The organism is Pantoea sp. V106_11, from assembly GCF_029967885.1.
Lineage (GTDB): Bacteria > Pseudomonadota > Gammaproteobacteria > Enterobacterales > Enterobacteriaceae > Pantoea > Pantoea ananatis.
In genome coordinates this window covers 347,377-363,093 of sequence record NZ_JASCAK010000037.1, presented here as the reverse complement: position 1 = coordinate 363,093, position 15,717 = coordinate 347,377, and the positions used below count along the sequence as shown (strand labels likewise).

Genomic DNA, 15,717 nt, shown 5'->3' with positions numbered 1-15,717 from the left:
TCTTATGCACATTAACATTACGCCATCACTCAGGCCACAGTATATATTATAAATTATCCGGGACGAAGAAGTCGTTTACTCTGTTTAGATACACACTATGATGGTGAGACCATGACGCACTGTTCGGGTTCAGTCTTGTTCATTTTTAATCATTTTTCTTCGTTAAAAACAAAACCGTCAATGTCAAACCAATATCATCCTCCGGCCTGCTTCGCCAGAATACAGGGTTTGCCTGAGTCCTTTGTTCACTTTTTGCTCACCGCCACGTTACTGATGCAGCAAACTTCGGATGATATACAAAGAATATGTTGAAAACGTCAGAAATCATACCGACCTTTTTTGGCCAATTCAGAAAGCTCCGCATTTCGTGGGCAACGTTCACTTTTCGAAAAGTCTTACAAGGCTAATGGATTTAATACATAGAAATAAATCGATCACGCTTCACCTCCCTAGACGTCAAAATACCAAGATGATCGTGGAAAAGACTGGACGATTGTAGCCGCCTGAGCAGCATGTTTTACAATCAGTTTTGGGGAGGATTCGGGGAAAGGATTGGAGAAAAGAAAAGCCAGCATAAATTGAGATCTATGCTGGCTGGATCAGGCAAGGCTGGTGTTACATATTCGCGATAATCGCGTCACCAAACTCTGAGCATTTCAGCAGTTTAGCGCCATCCATCAGACGTTCGAAGTCATAGGTCACGGTCTTGGCAGCGATTGCGCCTTCCATGCCTTTAACAATCAGGTCTGCGGCTTCGAACCATTCCATATGACGCAGCATCATTTCAGCTGACAGGATGACGGAACCTGGGTTCACTTTATCCTGACCCGCATACTTCGGTGCTGTACCGTGGGTTGCTTCGAACAGGGCACATTCGTCACCGATGTTTGCGCCTGGTGCGATACCAATTCCGCCAACCTGCGCCGCAAGGGCGTCGGAGATGTAGTCGCCGTTCAGGTTCATACAGGCAATAACGTCGTATTCAGCCGGACGCAGCAGGATTTGCTGCAGGAAGGCATCCGCGATCACGTCTTTCACAACGATCTCTTTGCCGGTGTTTGGATTTTTAAACTTCATCCATGGACCACCATCGATCAGCTCGCCGCCGAACTCTTCTTTCACTAACTGGTAACCCCAGTCTTTGAATGAGCCTTCGGTGAACTTCATGATGTTGCCTTTGTGAACCAGAGTCAGTGAATCACGATCGTTAGTGATGGTGTATTCCACTGCCGCACGCACCAGGCGCTTGGTCCCCTCTTCCGAACAAGGCTTAACGCCGATGCCGCAGTTCTGTGGGAAGCGAATTTTCTTCACGCCCATTTCTTCGCGCAGGAATTTGATCACTTTGTCGGCTTCTGCCGTGCCCGCTTTCCACTCGATACCGGCATAGATATCTTCTGAGTTTTCACGGAAGATCACCATATCGGTATCTTCAGGACGTTTAACCGGGCTTGGTGTGCCGGTGTAGTAACGAACCGGACGCAGACAAACGTACAGATCAAGTTCCTGACGCAGCGCAACGTTCAGAGAACGGATGCCGCCGCCGACTGGCGTGGTCAGTGGACCTTTAATCGCTACGCGGTATTCTTTGATTAAATCGAGGGTTTCTTGCGGCAGCCAGACATCCTGACCGTAGAGTTCAACCGATTTTTCGCCGGTATAAATCTCCATCCAGGAGATTTTACGCTCGCCGTTGTAGGCTTTTTTCACAGCGGCATCAACCACTTTCAGCATCACTGGTGAAACATCAACACCGATACCATCCCCTTCGATATAAGGGATAACCGGGTTGTTTGGCACAACCAGTTTGCCTTGATTCAGGGTGATTTTCTGACCTTCCGCCGGAACAACTACTTTGCTTTCCATTAACCTCTCCTTCGAGCGATTTTTTGTTAATGATTTGTAAGATGCGCGTCAATACTACTTGAATATTGACGCCACGCCAATCACCGCAATTTCGCGTTATAATGCGCTGAATGTTTCAGACTGCAAAGCTTATGCGAAAAACTAATCAGACTTCTCAACCAAATAAACGATTCAGCCGACAAACTCGCCACGCACAACGTAAAGCGATAGCGCCGCCTGCCGTCAGGCGCGTGCTCCTGTTCAATAAACCCTTTGATGTGTTACCGCAGTTTACGGACGAAGCCGGCCGCCGGACGCTTAAAGATTTTATTGATGTGAGCGAGGTTTATGCCGCGGGTCGTCTTGACCGCGACAGTGAAGGACTGATGGTGCTGACCAACGATGGAGCCTTGCAGGCCGCGCTCACCCAGCCCGGCAAGCGTACCGGCAAGATTTATTATGTTCAGGTTGAAGGCGCGCCAGAAGAGCGCGATCTGCAGCCCCTACGGGATGGGGTTAATCTGAAAGACGGCCTTACTCTGCCAGCCGGTATCGAAAAAGTAGCAGAACCCGAATGGTTGTGGGCACGTCAGCCGCCCATTCGTGAGCGAAAAGCGATACCCACGCAGTGGCTGAAAATCACCCTGTATGAAGGACGCAACCGCCAGGTCAGACGCATGACCGCCCATATTGGCTTCCCGACATTGCGCCTGGTGCGCTATGCGATGGGTGACTTTGAGCTGGATAATCTGGCCCCCGGCGAATGGCGGGATATCAGCACCTTAGTCTGAATGCTGTTATCATTTCCATAACTTCAAGTTAACAATTCCGGAGGATCGATGTTTAAACCGCATGTCACCGTGGCGTGCCTGGTACAGGCACAGGGAAAACTTCTGGTCGTGGAAGAACAGGTGAACGGTGTGGCAACCTGGAACCAGCCCGCCGGTCATCTTGAAGCCGACGAAACGCTTCATGAAGCCGCGCAGCGTGAACTGATTGAAGAGACCGGTATTGACGCCGCGGTGCAGTATTTTATTGGAATCAACCAGTGGATAGCCCCCGATAATACGCCTTTTGTGCGGTTTCTGTTTGGTCTGGATCTGGATGCGCCACTGCCCACCGCTCCGCAGGACAGCGACATTGACCGCTGCTGGTGGCTGCCGCCAGAGCAGATACTGACGGCATCTAACCTGCGTTCGCCGCTGGTGGCAGAAAGCGTACGTCGATGGCAACAGGGGGTTCGCTACCCGTTAGACCTGATTAGCCCGTTCAACTGGCCGTTTCATGCAGGTGCGCACCCGACTTCAGCGTGATAGAATGCGCCGCCTGTTTTATTGTTTTGCGAGCTTGTGATGTCTGATAACTGCCAGAAAAAAGTGATCGTCGGGATGTCCGGCGGCGTCGATTCTTCCGTTTCCGCCTGGTTACTGCAACAGCAGGGCTATCAGGTTGAAGGCCTGTTCATGAAGAACTGGGAGGAAGACGATGGCGAGGAGTATTGTACCGCCGCTGACGATCTGGCGGATGCGCAAGCCGTTTGCGACAAACTGGGTATTAAACTGCACAAAGTGAATTTTGCGGCGGAATACTGGGATAACGTCTTTGAGCACTTCCTTGAAGAGTACAAGGCCGGTCGCACACCGAATCCCGATATCCTGTGTAATAAAGAAATTAAGTTCAAAGCGTTTCTGGAGTTTGCCGCTGAAGATCTGGGCGCAGACTTTATCGCAACCGGTCACTATGTCCGTCGTCAGGACAGTGACGGCCGCAGCCATCTGCTGCGCGGACGGGATGGAAACAAAGACCAGAGCTACTTCCTTTATACGCTCAGCCATGAACAAATTGCCCAGAGCCTGTTTCCGGTCGGCGAGCTGGAAAAACCAGAAGTCCGCCGCATCGCTGAAGAGCTTGAATTAATCACGGCTAAGAAAAAAGATTCCACCGGCATTTGTTTCATCGGTGAACGCAAGTTCCGTGAATTCCTGGCACGCTACCTGCCCGCTCAGCCCGGTGAAATCGAAACCGTTGATGGCCAGGTTGTCGGTGAGCATCAGGGGCTGATGTACCATACGCTGGGCCAGCGCAAAGGGCTGGGCATCGGCGGTATGAAAGAAAGCAAAGACGATCCCTGGTATGTGGTAGATAAAGACGTGGCGCGTAACCGTTTGATCGTGGCGCAGGGTGGCGATCACCCGCGTCTGATGTCGGTCGGCCTCATCGCCCAGCAACTGCACTGGGTCGATCGTCAGCCGCTCCGCGCCCCGCTGCGCTGTACGGTGAAAACCCGCTATCGCCAGACCGATATCCCCTGCGAAATCATTCCGCAAGGCGATGACAAAATTGAAGTCCGGTTCGACGAACCGGTTGCCGCGGTCACCCCGGGGCAGTCTGCGGTGTTCTACCTTGGCGATGTTTGCCTGGGTGGCGGCATCATTGAAGAGCGTTTGCCTTGGGTTGCCGCATAATACCGGCGCTAATAACGCGTAAACAGGAGTGACCGTGGCAAAAAACTATCAGGAAATCACCCTCGCGCTGGCGGGCATTTGCCAGGCTGCCCATCTGGTGCAGCAGTTAGCCAATCAGGGTCACTGTCAGCCTGAAGCGCTGACGGTATCTCTGCGCAGCGTGCTGGATCTCAACCCCACCTCCACGCTGGCGGTATTCGGCAACAATGAAGCCAACCTGCGCCTTGGGCTTGAAACCCTGATGGCGGTGCTGAACAGCAGCAACCGTAAAGGCGCCAGCGCAGAGCTGACCCGCTATACGCTGAGTCTGATGGTGCTGGAGCGCAAACTGAATGCTAACAAGCAGGCCATGAATACGCTGGCCCAGCGCATCAGCCAGCTCGATCGCCAACTGGCGCACTACGAACTGGAATCGGACACGATTCTGAGCGCCATGGCCGGTATTTATGTGGATGTCATCAGCCCGCTCGGGCCGCGCATTCAGGTTACCGGTTCCCCGGCTGTCCTGCAGAATGCCCTGTTACAAAGTAAAGTTCGCGCCACGTTGCTGGCCGGTATTCGTGCCGCCGTACTCTGGCAGCAGGTCGGCGGAGGCCGACTGCAGCTGATGTTTTCGCGCCAGCGCCTGCTGCGCGAAGCCAAAGCCCTTTTATCCCGCCTGCCACTGGCTTACTGAGTCAGTGGGGCAAACACCGTAAATGAATCAGGAGTTGCACTGATGGAATTATCCTCTCTGACCGCCGTCTCACCTGTCGATGGTCGTTACGGCGATAAAGTCAGCCCACTGCGCGCAATCTTCAGCGAATTTGGTTTGCTGAAGTTCCGCGTTGAGGTTGAAGTTCGCTGGTTACAAAAACTGGCTGCGACCGCAGAGATCAAGGAAGTTCCTGCATTTGATGCTGACGCAAACGCTTTCCTTGATAGGATTGTCACCAGTTTCAATGAAACGGACGCCGCGCGCATCAAAACGATTGAGCGCACCACTAACCATGACGTGAAAGCGGTTGAGTATTTCCTGAAAGAAAAAGTGGCTGACGTGCCTTCGCTGCACGCGGTGTCTGAGTTTATTCACTTCGCCTGTACCTCTGAAGACATCAATAACCTGTCTCACGCGTTAATGCTGGAAACGGCGCGTCGCGATGTCATTCTGCCTTACTGGCAGCAGCTGATTGCCGCGGTAAAAGGACTGGCGCAGGAATACCGTGACATTCCTCTGCTGTCACGTACTCACGGTCAGCCCGCAACGCCGTCCACCATGGGTAAAGAGATGGCCAACGTGGCCTACCGCATGGAACGTCAGCTACGCCAGCTGTCGCAGATTGAAGTGCTGGGCAAAATCAACGGTGCCGTGGGCAACTATAACGCGCACATTGCCGCTTACCCGGAAGCCGACTGGCACCAGTTAAGCGAAGAATTTGTGACCTCTCTGGGCATTACCTGGAATCCCTACACCACCCAGATCGAGCCACACGACTATATTGCTGAGCTGTTCGACTGCATCGCCCGCTTTAATACCATCCTGATCGATTTCGATCGCGATATCTGGGGCTATGTGGCGCTCAACCACTTCAAACAAAAAACCATCGCGGGCGAAATCGGCTCTTCCACCATGCCGCATAAAGTAAACCCGATTGACTTCGAAAACTCAGAAGGCAATCTGGGCTTGGCAAACGCGGTGATGCAGCACCTGGCCAGCAAACTGCCGGTTTCCCGCTGGCAGCGCGATCTGACCGACTCTACCGTGCTGCGTAACCTTGGCGTGGGCGTGGGTTATGCGCTGATCGCTTATCAGGCTACACTGAAAGGCATTTCCAAGCTGGAAGTGAACCGGGATCGTCTGCTTGACGAACTGGATCATAACTGGGAAGTGCTGGCAGAGCCGATCCAGACCGTTATGCGTCGCTACGGTATTGAAAAACCTTATGAGAAGTTGAAAGAACTGACCCGTGGCAAGCGCGTTGATGCGGCCGGTATGCAGGCCTTTATCGACAGCCTGGCGCTGCCGGAAGACGAAAAAGTTCGCTTAAAACAGATGACCCCGGCAAATTATATTGGTCGCGCGGTTCAGATGGTTGATGACCTGAAATAAAATCCTGCCCGCAGACCGGTTGCCGCCGGTCTGCGTTAACCTGCTGTTTAGTTCATTTCGCTTATACTTGTTTAAATTCGTTTCGATCTGATGCTAAAGGAAATCCTATGCGTGTTCTGGTTGTGGAAGATAATGCCCTGCTGCGCCACCATCTTTCAGTACAACTGCGAGAAATGGGTCATCAGGTTGATGCTGCCGAAGATGCCAAAGAAGCCGATTATTTTCTCCAGGAACATCTGCCCGACATTGCGTTGGTCGATCTGGGATTACCGGACGAAGATGGCATGTCGTTAATTCGTCGCTGGCGTAATGACGCCGTGCGTCAGCCTATTTTGGTCCTGACCGCACGCGAAGGCTGGCAGGCGAAAGTCGAAGCTCTGGAAGCCGGTGCGGATGATTATGTGACGAAGCCTTTTCATATTGAGGAAGTCGCCGCACGCCTGCAGGCATTAATGCGCCGTAACAGCGGTCATGCGTCGCAGATTATTGCCATGGCCCCCTTTCAGGTGGATTTATCCCGTCGCGAACTCACGATTCACGACCAGCCCGTTAAGCTGACCGCATTTGAATACACGATTGTGGAAACCCTTATTCGCAACGCTGGCAAAGTGGTGAGTAAAGACTCCTTAATGCTGCAGCTTTATCCCGATGCAGAGTTACGTGAAAGTCACACGATCGATGTTTTAATGGGACGTCTGCGTAAAAAGATTCTTGCGCTGCATTCTGACGAAGTCATCGCTACCGTTCGCGGCCAGGGCTACCGCTTTGATCTCTGATGATGTCCTGGTTTAAACGCTATCGCCCTATTTCGCTGCGGACGCGCTTCTTACTGGCTTCCGCCGCCATTGTATTAATTCTTTCCCTTTCTTATGGCATGGTTGCGGTCATTGGCTATGTGGTAAGTTTTGATAAAAATACCTATCGCGTGATGCGGGGAGAAAGTAATTTATTTTTCACCCTGGCACAGTGGAAAGATAATAAGCTCACCATCGCCCAGCCTGAGCGCACGATGCTCAATTTCCCAACGCTGGTATTTATTTATGATGAACACGGCAAACTGCTCTGGCAGCAGCGCGACGTGCCGGAAATTCGTGAAAAGATCCAACCTGAATGGCTGTTGAAGCCGGACTTCTATGAGATAGATACCAACAACAGCACCAGCCGGGCTGCGATGGGCGATAACCTTACCGCTCAGCAGCAGCTCCACGCCTGGGATAATGACGATGACGATCAGGATACCTTTACCCACTCGGTAGCGGTAAACCGCTATGACGCCACAACCAATCTGCCCGCACTGACCATTGTCGTGGTCGACACGATTCCGCAGGAGCTTCAGCATTCCGATGTGGTCTGGTCATGGTTCAGCTATGTGCTGGCGGCCAACCTGATTTTAATCGTTCCCTTGCTCTGGCTGGCGGCCCACTGGAGCCTGCGTCCAATCGGGCATTTAACGCTTCAGGTGCGCGAGCTGGAAACCGGACAGCGTGAAAACCTGGATGACAATCCGCCGCAGGAGTTACGCTCGCTGGTGCGTAACCTTAATCTGCTGCTGACCAACGAACGTCAGCGGTATACCCGCTACCGCACCACGCTTGCTGACCTGACCCATAGCCTGAAAACGCCGCTGGCGGTGCTGCAAACTACCCTGCGCTCTCTGCGCGGCGGTAAAGAGCTGACGGTGGAACAGGCCGAACCGATTATGCTGGAGCAGATCAGCCGCATTTCGCAGCAGGTGGGATATTACCTGCACCGCGCCAGCATGCAGGCCGATCACAATCCGCTGCAGCGCGATCTGCATTCAGTGTCCGGTTTGCTGGACAGCTTGTGTTCAGCGCTGAATAAGGTTTATCAGCGCAAAGGCGTCGAAATCACGCTGGATATCTCACCGGAAACCACCTTCTTCGGCGATCAGAATGACTTTATGGAAGTGCTGGGTAACGTCCTGGATAACGCCTGCAAGTACTGTCTGGAATTTATTGAAGTCAGCGCCCATCAGACCGACCATGCCTTGCATCTTTATATTGATGATGACGGTCCGGGCATTCCTGAAAGCAAACGCGATATGATATTTGTGCGTGGGCAGCGCGCCGATACCTTACGTCCCGGTCAGGGGCTGGGGCTGGCGGTAGTTCGCGATATTCTCGAACAATATGCCGGTAAGGTGATTGCCTCCAGTAGCCCGTTAGGCGGTGCGCGCATGGAAGTGGTGTTTGAGCGGCAGGAAATGGAACATCGCCGCGAGTAGTTCACGCCGCGGGCTGTTATACTTGCGGGTATTTACAGCCCTTAGCGGAATCTCTCTATGGATTATCAGCTCGATCTCAACTGGCCCGATTTTATTCAGCGTTACTGGCAAAAGCGCCCGGTGGTGCTGAAGCGTGGCTTCAAGAACTTTATCGATCCCATCTCGCCTGATGAACTGGCGGGATTAGCTATGGAAAATGAGGTCGACAGCCGTCTGGTCAGCCAGCAAAACGAAAAGTGGCAGGTCAGCCACGGTCCGTTTGAAAGTTATGACCACCTGGGTGAGAACAACTGGTCACTGCTGGTGCAGGCGGTGAACCACTGGCATGAGCCTTCCGCCGCGCTGATGCGCCCTTTCCGCTTTCTGCCGGACTGGCGCTTAGATGACCTGATGATCTCCTTTTCCGTACCCGGCGGAGGCGTTGGCCCGCACTTTGACCAGTATGATGTGTTTATCATTCAGGGCACCGGCCGTCGTCGCTGGCGCGTCGGAGAAAAAGTACCGCTGAAACAGCATTGTCCTCATCCTGACCTGCTTCAGGTCGAACCTTTCGATGCCATCATTGATGAAGAGATGGAGCCGGGCGATATTCTGTATATTCCACCCGGATTTCCGCACGAAGGATACTCGCTGGAAAATGCTCTGAACTATTCTGTGGGCTTCCGCGCGCCCAGCGGGCGTGAGCTGATTAGCGGCTTTGCCGATTACGCGCTGGCGAATGAGCTGGGTAGCCTGCGTTACAGCGATCCGGACGTGCCCGCGCGTGACTGCCCGTCGCTGATCCTGCCGCAGGAGGTCGAAGGCTTGCGCAAGGTGATGCTGGATGTGGTGAATCAGCCAGCGCATTTTGAACAGTGGCTGGGTGAGTTTATCTCGCAGTCCCGACATGAACTCGACGTCGCGCCGCCGGAGCCGCCTTATCAGCCCGATGAAATCTACGATGCGCTGCAGCAGGGCGATGTGCTGTCGCGCCTTGGCGGCTTACGCGTCCTGACGCTGGGCAATGCCGTCTATATCAACGGCGAACGCGTTGAATGCGCGCACCCGGCGGTCATGGCTGTGCTGGCGCACAATCACGAAATCGCGCTTGAGGATTTGGGTGATGCGCTGGACGATCCCGCGGTACTGGCGCAGATTGCCGGGCTGGTCAACGCCGGTTACTGGTACTTTAGCGCGGAATAACGCCTTGCCGTTGCCACGGTTTTAACGGCCGCGTTGCCCTGTCGGGCAACGCGGCCTTTTATATTCAGGCTTTTCTCTGCCCCGCCAGCGCCGCCAGACGGATGATAACCTCAACCGATTGCGCCATAATATTCAGCGACGCAAATTCATGTTTGCCGTGATAGTTATAGCCACCGGTAAACAGGTTAGGACAAGGTAGCCCTTTCCATGACAGCGACGAACCGTCCGTGCCGCCACGAATTGGTTTCACCACCGGCTCGATGCCGCAGTCGCGCATCGCCTGCAGCGCCAGGTCGATAATGTGCGGGAAAGGTTCGACTTTCTCACGCATGTTGCGATAGCTGTTGCTGATCTCCACGGTAACAGAGCAGTCCGGATGCAATCCCTTGTTGATCTCCTCCGCCACCTGCAGCAGCGTATTTTTCCGCTGTTCAAAGGCTGCCGTATCGAAATCACGGATGATGTAGTGCATCTCCGCATTTTCAACCGTGCCCTTCATCTGGTGAAGATGGAAGAAGCCTTCATAGCCGTCAGTGCACTCTGGTTTCTCTCCGGCAGGCAGCGCGGCGTTAAAGCGGGTGGCCAGTTCCAGCGCATTCACCATCACGTTTTTCGCGGAGCCAGGGTGAACGTTGTTACCCACCACCTTCACCAGCGCCGAAGCCGCATTGAAGTTTTCGTATTCGAATTCGCCCACATCGCTACCGTCAACGGTATAAGCCCAGTCGGCCGCAAAACCTTCAACATCGAAATGCGATGTGCCGCGGCCAATCTCTTCATCCGGGGTGAAGGCAACGCGAATCGCGCCGTGCGGAATATCGCCCTCTGCCAGCCGCGCCATCGCCGTCATGATTTCTGCTATACCGGCTTTGTCATCAGCACCCAGCAGGGTTTTTCCGTCGGTGGTAATCAGCGTGTGCCCCGTCAGCTTATGGAGCACTGGAAACATCACCGGTGACAGCACTTCATCCCCATTTCCCAGCGCAATATCTCCGCCCCGGTAGTTTTCGATGATCTGCGGATTGACATTTTTCGCAGTAAAATCCGGCGAGGTATCCATATGAGAAATAAAGCCAATAACCGGCGTTGGCCAGTCAACATTTGCCGGTAACGTGCCCATCACACAGCAGTGATCGCTGAGGCTGACATCAACAAAGCCCAACGCCAGTAGCTCTTCCTGCAGCTGGCGGGCCAGAATCCACTGCCCTTCACTGCTTGGCACCTGACGTGCCTGAGGTTTTGCCTGAGTTTCCACTGCCACATAACGCAAAAAGCGTTCGAGTAATTGCTTCATATGCCATCCTTAAAATTTGCCGCCCGTTATTATTAACAGACGAGCAAGCGGTCGCGTTGCGTCAAATCATTATCCTTCAGGTTAGTCCCTGTGCGGCAAATTAAGAATGGCGGATTGCATTAAAAAGCATGCAACTGCTGTTTTTTGCGGCGATTTTCGCACGCTTTTCACGGCCGTCGCCCGCAGCGTTAAAGCTGGGCCTGTTTTTGACCGCTGTGCGGGTCTGCGTGGGGCAGCTGGCAGCCTGCGGACAGGCGACACATAATGGTTATTGGGCGGAAAAAATGGTGCGGCGATCTTGCTGAAACGAAGGAGGACAGAAGGACGCTGGAAACGTGTCTGGATGAACAGCGGGCGAGTAGCCCGCGATTCATCCGGTGGCACAAGGCGTTATTTGTGTAGCGCGTGCAGCAGCTTATGCACAAAAGCAGGCACCACCTCGCTGGCCAGTCCATAGTGGCTTTCGGCAAACTCGTTACCGACCTGGCTCGGTTCAAGGTTCAGCTCTACCGTATGCGCCCCCTGCAGTTTTGCCTCATGGACGAATCCGGCGGCCGGATAAACATGGCCCGAGGTGCCAATGGCGATAAACAGATTCGCCTGCTCCAGCGCCTGGTAGATCTCTTCCATGCCGAGCGGCATTTCGCCGAACCAGACGACGTGCGGACGCAGCACCGAGGGGAACTGACAGCAGGTACAGCGATCTTCTGGCGTGACATCTTCATGCCAGTCGATAACCTGGCCGCTGTTGGCGCAGCGCACTTTTAACAGCTCGCCGTGCATGTGCAGCACGCGGCTGTTGCCCGCGCGTTCATGCAAATTATCGATATTCTGCGTGACCAACAGAAAGTTATCGCCCAATACCTGTTCCAGCTCCGCCAGGGCAAGATGTGCCGCGTTGGGCTGGATCTCCGGCTGCTGTAGCTGCTGGCGACGGGCGTTATAAAAACGCTGAACCAGCGCCGGGTCACGTCTGAAACCTTCTGGCGTCGCGACATCTTCTACCCGGTGCTCTTCCCATAATCCGTCAGCGGCACGAAAGGTGTTAATTCCCGATTCTGCGGATATCCCCGCACCCGTTAAGACAACGATTCTCGGCAACGGGTGCGCCGCCAGTTCGGCCTGACGATCGCGTTCGAAAATACGCTGGCGAAAGCGCTGATGCACTTTTCTGCGCGTTTTCTTCAGGCGGGCAAGTCGTAAACGGCGACGAGGTGTACGCATAAAGTCTCCTGGTGCGGTAGCGAAAGGCAGCTACCGCGGTTCAATATAAAGCGGGCGATGAGGCCCGGTGGTCGGTTTAAGGTTTACATCATCCTGCTGTCAGGCGCGGGCGCCTGAGCTGATTACTGGCCGCTCAGCACGCGAGCCGGATCGATACGACTGGCGCGCCGCGCCGGATACCAACTTGCCAGCAGGCTTAGCACAATAGCGGTAATCAATACCGAAAACACGTCCAGCCAGTGTAATTCAGACGGCAGGAAGTCAATGAAATAGATATCGCCCGCTAATAAATGGTGACCGGTCAGGGATTCCAGCCCTTTCATCAGCGAAGTGAGGTTGAGCGCCACCAGCACCCCAACCACTACGCCGCTGACGCTGCCCAGTAAGCCCGCCAGCAGGCCATACCAGATAAAGATGGCGCGGATCAGCCCGTCTTTCGCCCCCAGCGTGCGCAGTACCGCAATATCACTGCTCTTGTCTTTCACGGCCATCACCAGCGTGGAAACGATGTTGAAACAGGCCACGCCAATAACCAGCACCATCGCCAGATACATGATGGCGCGGATCATTTGAATATCGCGGTACATATAGCCGTAGGTGCCGATCCAGCTTTTGATATAGACGTAAGCGTGCGTGACTTCTCCGGCCGCCCGCACCAGTTTAGCTGCCTGGAACGGATCGTTCATTTTCAGCGCGATACCGGTGACGTTGTCGCCCATATCCAGATATTGCTGCGCATCCGCAAGCGGCACCAGCGCCAGGCTGTGATCCAGCATGCCGCTCAACTGAAGAATGCCGCTCACCTGCAAACGAATGCGTTTAGGTTGCAGTAGCTTATTTTCGCCATCATTGTTAGGGATCATGATGGTGATCCAGTCGCCCTGCTTCACGTTCAGCGCCTGAGCAATGCCGCCGCCGAGGATGATCTGACTTTTACCCGGCGCAAAGCTTGCCCAGGCGTTGTCTGTGACAAACTGCGGCAGCGCGCTTAAACGCGGTTCCTGCGCCGGATCCACGCCTTTAACCTGCAGCGCTTCCATCTTTGTGCCGCTTTCAATCAGTCCGGTAAAATTGATATAGGGAGCCGCAGCGGCGATACCCGGTACCTGCTCAATCGGCGCGATCATGGACTGCCAGTGCTGAAACGGCGGATTAACCGCTTCAATCTCCCCGTGCGGCACCACGGCCAGGATGCGCTTGTTCAGCTCACGTTCAAATCCGTTCATTGCGCTGAGGCCAATGATTAATACCGCCACGCCCAGGGCGATACCGATCGTGGAAATAACGGAGATCAGCGAAACCATTCCCCCCCGACGGCGACCGCGGCTAAAACGCAGCCCCAACAGCAGCGATAACGACGATCCCATCAGACCGCTCCCGCAAGAACGATGCGATCGCTTAACTGGCCGTCACGCATTTCCATCTGCCGCGACATGCGCTTCGCCAGATGCAGGTCGTGTGTCACCACCAGAAACGCGGTGCCCTGACGCACATTCAGTTCACCCAACAGTTCGAAAATCGCGTCGGCGTTGCGCGCATCCAGGTTACCCGTTGGCTCATCGGCCATGACCAGGCGCGGGCGGTTAACCAGCGCACGGGCGATAGCCACACGTTGACGTTCACCGCCAGAGAGTTCCGAGGGACGATGCGCCGCACGGTGTTCCAGCCCGACCGCCGCCAGCATTTCGCGCGCGCGGGTCTGCGCTTCGCCTTTAGCCACTTTGCCGATCAGTAACGGCATGGCGACATTTTCCAGCGCGGTGAAATCAGGCAGCAGATGGTGAAACTGATAGATAAAGCCGAGCTCACGATTACGTAACTCCGCTTTAGCAGAGGATGACATCCCGTTTAGCGAACGGCCGTCAAACACCACTTCTCCCGAGGTGGGCGCATCCAGCCCGCCCAGCAGGTGCAACAGGGTACTTTTACCTGAACCCGAACTGCCAACAATCGCCATCAGTTCACCAGGTTGCACATCAAAGGTCACATTGCGCAGTACGTCGGTCTGGACGCTGCCTTCCTGATAGCGTTTGCACAGGTCACGGCACTGCAACAAAGGAGAGTTACTCATAGCGTAAAGCCTCAGCGGGTTGTACGGCGGCAGCGCGCCATGAAGGGTAAAGCGTGGAAAGCAGCGCAATAATCATTGCGCTGAAGGCGATAGTCACCACCTGCCACATATTAATATCGACGGGCAGCGCCGCGCCATCCAGGAACAGGCCGATAACCGGCATCAGGTTGTTAAGCTGGCTGGCTAACAGCACGCCCAGCAGTGCACCGAGCAGCGTGCCGATGATGCCGGCACTGGCGCCCTGTACCATAAAGACGGCGACAATCTGACGGCGGGTTAATCCCTGGGTTTGCAGAATAGCCACTTCGCCCTGCTTCTCCATGATCAACAGGCCCAGCGAGGTGATGATATTAAAGGCAGCGACGGCAATAATCAGGCTCAGCAGCAGCCCCATCATGTTCTTCTCCATGCGCACGGCCTGGAACAGGTCCCCTTTACGCTCGCGCCAGTCCTTCCATACCATCCCCGCCGGTAAGCGTTGCTGAGTGACGGTATCTACCTGCAGCGGTTTATCCAGCCACAGACGCCAGCCGGTGATATTCCCTGCCGGATAGCGCATTATCCGTGAGGCATCCTGTTGATTGACCAGGATCTGGTAGCCGTCCACCTCGCTGTTAGCCGCATAGGTTCCGGCGACGGTAAACAGGCGCTGACTCGGTACGCGGCCCATCGGGGTGAACTGGCTCACCGACGGCACCATTAATCGCAGCGTATCTCCGCGTTTGACGCCGAGTTGCGAGGCCAGTTGTTCACCCAGGATAACGTTGTACTGTCCCGGCTGCAGCACAGTCTGCTGGGTGTTAACGAGGTAGGGCGTAAGCGGGTCTTTTTCATCCGGCTGAATGCCTAACATCACCCCAACCGAAACGCTGTGTGGGCTTTGCAGCACGACGTTCGCGGTGGTTAACGGCGCAATGCGGTTAACGCCGTTCAGCTTAAGAGCGGATGCCGGGAATTGTTGAGGATTGATGCTGCCTTTGTCGCTGGTGACCAGCGCCTGCGGCATCAGGCCCAGGATGTTGCCCTCAAGCTCTCGCTCGAAACCATTCATCACAGACAGCACAGTAATCATTGCCAGCACGCCAAGCGTGATACCAATGGTGGAGAGCCAGGAGACAAAGCGACCGAAACGGTCTGCGGCTCTTCCGCGCATGTAGCGCAGACCGATAAATAGCGCGACAGGTTGATACATGGAATCCAATGTGCAGTTGCTGGAAAATAAGTAGAGAGGATGATAAAGGAGCGGCCCACTTTATGAAACCACTAACCCTCTGAGTCTGCTGCAAAGTTGTATCAGAATAG

The 15,717-nt window shown here is 54.5% G+C and carries 14 protein-coding genes; 8 read left to right on the top strand and 6 right to left on the bottom strand.

The window, feature by feature from the left end; genetic code table 11:
• Positions 1–615: 615 nt before the first annotated feature.
• A complete protein-coding gene (icd, locus tag QLG08_RS20545) occupies positions 616–1,866 on the bottom strand; it encodes an NADP-dependent isocitrate dehydrogenase (RefSeq protein WP_013025401.1) in 1,251 nt (416 codons plus the stop codon).
• Positions 1,867–1,976: 110 nt separating this feature from the next.
• Between icd and rluE the strand changes: the two genes are divergently transcribed.
• The 8 genes from rluE to QLG08_RS20505 all read left to right on the top strand — a co-directional run bounded on the left by rluE (position 1,977) and on the right by QLG08_RS20505 (position 9,826).
• Complete coding sequence (gene rluE / locus QLG08_RS20540; RefSeq protein WP_014593450.1) at positions 1,977–2,636, top strand: 23S rRNA pseudouridine(2457) synthase RluE; 660 nt, start codon at positions 1,977–1,979, stop codon at positions 2,634–2,636.
• Between the two features lie 48 nt (positions 2,637–2,684).
• Positions 2,685–3,158 carry an NUDIX hydrolase gene (locus tag QLG08_RS20535; protein ID WP_013025399.1) on the top strand — a complete coding sequence of 158 codons (474 nt, stop codon included), beginning with the start codon at positions 2,685–2,687 and terminating at the stop codon, positions 3,156–3,158.
• 39 nt (positions 3,159–3,197) lie between these two features.
• On the top strand, positions 3,198–4,310 hold the full coding sequence (gene mnmA, locus QLG08_RS20530) for a tRNA 2-thiouridine(34) synthase MnmA (RefSeq protein WP_014606115.1): 1,113 nt from the start codon (positions 3,198–3,200) through the stop codon (positions 4,308–4,310).
• Positions 4,311–4,344: 34 nt separating this feature from the next.
• The gene (hflD, locus tag QLG08_RS20525; RefSeq protein WP_014606116.1) at positions 4,345–4,986 is read left to right on the top strand and encodes a high frequency lysogenization protein HflD; all 642 of its coding nucleotides are present in this window, start codon (positions 4,345–4,347) and stop codon (positions 4,984–4,986) included.
• Positions 4,987–5,028: 42 nt separating this feature from the next.
• Positions 5,029–6,399 (top strand): adenylosuccinate lyase, encoded by a 1,371-nt coding sequence (purB, locus tag QLG08_RS20520; protein WP_024470961.1) that lies wholly within the window; start codon positions 5,029–5,031, stop codon positions 6,397–6,399.
• 107 nt (positions 6,400–6,506) lie between these two features.
• Positions 6,507–7,175, top strand: a complete 669-nt coding sequence (gene phoP, locus QLG08_RS20515) for a two-component system response regulator PhoP (RefSeq protein WP_013025395.1) — start codon at positions 6,507–6,509, stop codon at positions 7,173–7,175.
• Between the two features lie 2 nt (positions 7,176–7,177).
• A complete protein-coding gene (phoQ, locus tag QLG08_RS20510) occupies positions 7,178–8,644 on the top strand; it encodes a two-component system sensor histidine kinase PhoQ (protein WP_033765901.1) in 1,467 nt (488 codons plus the stop codon).
• 57 nt (positions 8,645–8,701) lie between these two features.
• Positions 8,702–9,826: a cupin domain-containing protein gene (locus tag QLG08_RS20505; protein ID WP_013025393.1), complete on the top strand. Its 1,125-nt coding sequence runs from the start codon at positions 8,702–8,704 to the stop codon at positions 9,824–9,826.
• A gap of 64 nt (positions 9,827–9,890) precedes the next feature.
• Here QLG08_RS20505 and pepT read toward each other — a convergent pair whose 3' ends face one another.
• The 5 genes from pepT to lolC all read right to left on the bottom strand — a co-directional run bounded on the left by pepT (position 9,891) and on the right by lolC (position 15,607).
• Positions 9,891–11,120: a peptidase T gene (pepT, locus tag QLG08_RS20500; protein ID WP_072138680.1), complete on the bottom strand. Its 1,230-nt coding sequence runs from the start codon at positions 11,118–11,120 to the stop codon at positions 9,891–9,893.
• Between the two features lie 390 nt (positions 11,121–11,510).
• Positions 11,511–12,344, bottom strand: a complete 834-nt coding sequence (gene cobB, locus QLG08_RS20495; RefSeq protein WP_014606118.1) for a Sir2 family NAD+-dependent deacetylase — start codon at positions 12,342–12,344, stop codon at positions 11,511–11,513.
• 122 nt (positions 12,345–12,466) lie between these two features.
• Positions 12,467–13,711, bottom strand: a complete 1,245-nt coding sequence (gene lolE, locus QLG08_RS20490; RefSeq protein ID WP_014606119.1) for a lipoprotein-releasing ABC transporter permease subunit LolE — start codon at positions 13,709–13,711, stop codon at positions 12,467–12,469.
• Positions 13,711–14,415 (bottom strand): lipoprotein-releasing ABC transporter ATP-binding protein LolD, encoded by a 705-nt coding sequence (lolD, locus tag QLG08_RS20485; RefSeq protein WP_014606120.1) that lies wholly within the window; start codon positions 14,413–14,415, stop codon positions 13,711–13,713. Before lolD ends, lolE begins: the two co-directional genes overlap by 1 nt.
• Positions 14,408–15,607 carry a lipoprotein-releasing ABC transporter permease subunit LolC gene (lolC, locus tag QLG08_RS20480; RefSeq protein ID WP_014593442.1) on the bottom strand — a complete coding sequence of 400 codons (1,200 nt, stop codon included), beginning with the start codon at positions 15,605–15,607 and terminating at the stop codon, positions 14,408–14,410. The genes lolD and lolC overlap by 8 nt, the downstream gene beginning before the upstream one ends.
• Between the last annotated feature and the right edge of the window lie 110 nt (positions 15,608–15,717).

What these genes read in the sequence shown, in the direction of transcription:
- icd (WP_013025401.1), bottom strand. Translation starts at nt 1,866, where the DNA reads ATGGAAAGCAAAGTAGTTGTTCCGGCGGAAGGTCAGAAAATCACCCTG.
- rluE (WP_014593450.1), top strand. Translation starts at nt 1,977, where the DNA reads ATGTTTCAGACTGCAAAGCTTATGCGAAAAACTAATCAGACTTCTCAA.
- QLG08_RS20535 (WP_013025399.1), top strand. Translation starts at nt 2,685, where the DNA reads ATGTTTAAACCGCATGTCACCGTGGCGTGCCTGGTACAGGCACAGGGA.
- mnmA (WP_014606115.1), top strand. Translation starts at nt 3,198, where the DNA reads ATGTCTGATAACTGCCAGAAAAAAGTGATCGTCGGGATGTCCGGCGGC.
- purB (WP_024470961.1), top strand. Translation starts at nt 5,029, where the DNA reads ATGGAATTATCCTCTCTGACCGCCGTCTCACCTGTCGATGGTCGTTAC.
- phoP (WP_013025395.1), top strand. Translation starts at nt 6,507, where the DNA reads ATGCGTGTTCTGGTTGTGGAAGATAATGCCCTGCTGCGCCACCATCTT.
- phoQ (WP_033765901.1), top strand. Translation starts at nt 7,178, where the DNA reads ATGTCCTGGTTTAAACGCTATCGCCCTATTTCGCTGCGGACGCGCTTC.
- QLG08_RS20505 (WP_013025393.1), top strand. Translation starts at nt 8,702, where the DNA reads ATGGATTATCAGCTCGATCTCAACTGGCCCGATTTTATTCAGCGTTAC.
- pepT (WP_072138680.1), bottom strand. Translation starts at nt 11,120, where the DNA reads ATGAAGCAATTACTCGAACGCTTTTTGCGTTATGTGGCAGTGGAAACT.
- cobB (WP_014606118.1), bottom strand. Translation starts at nt 12,344, where the DNA reads ATGCGTACACCTCGTCGCCGTTTACGACTTGCCCGCCTGAAGAAAACG.
- lolE (WP_014606119.1), bottom strand. Translation starts at nt 13,711, where the DNA reads ATGGGATCGTCGTTATCGCTGCTGTTGGGGCTGCGTTTTAGCCGCGGT.
- lolD (WP_014606120.1), bottom strand. Translation starts at nt 14,415, where the DNA reads ATGAGTAACTCTCCTTTGTTGCAGTGCCGTGACCTGTGCAAACGCTAT.
- lolC (WP_014593442.1), bottom strand. Translation starts at nt 15,607, where the DNA reads ATGTATCAACCTGTCGCGCTATTTATCGGTCTGCGCTACATGCGCGGA.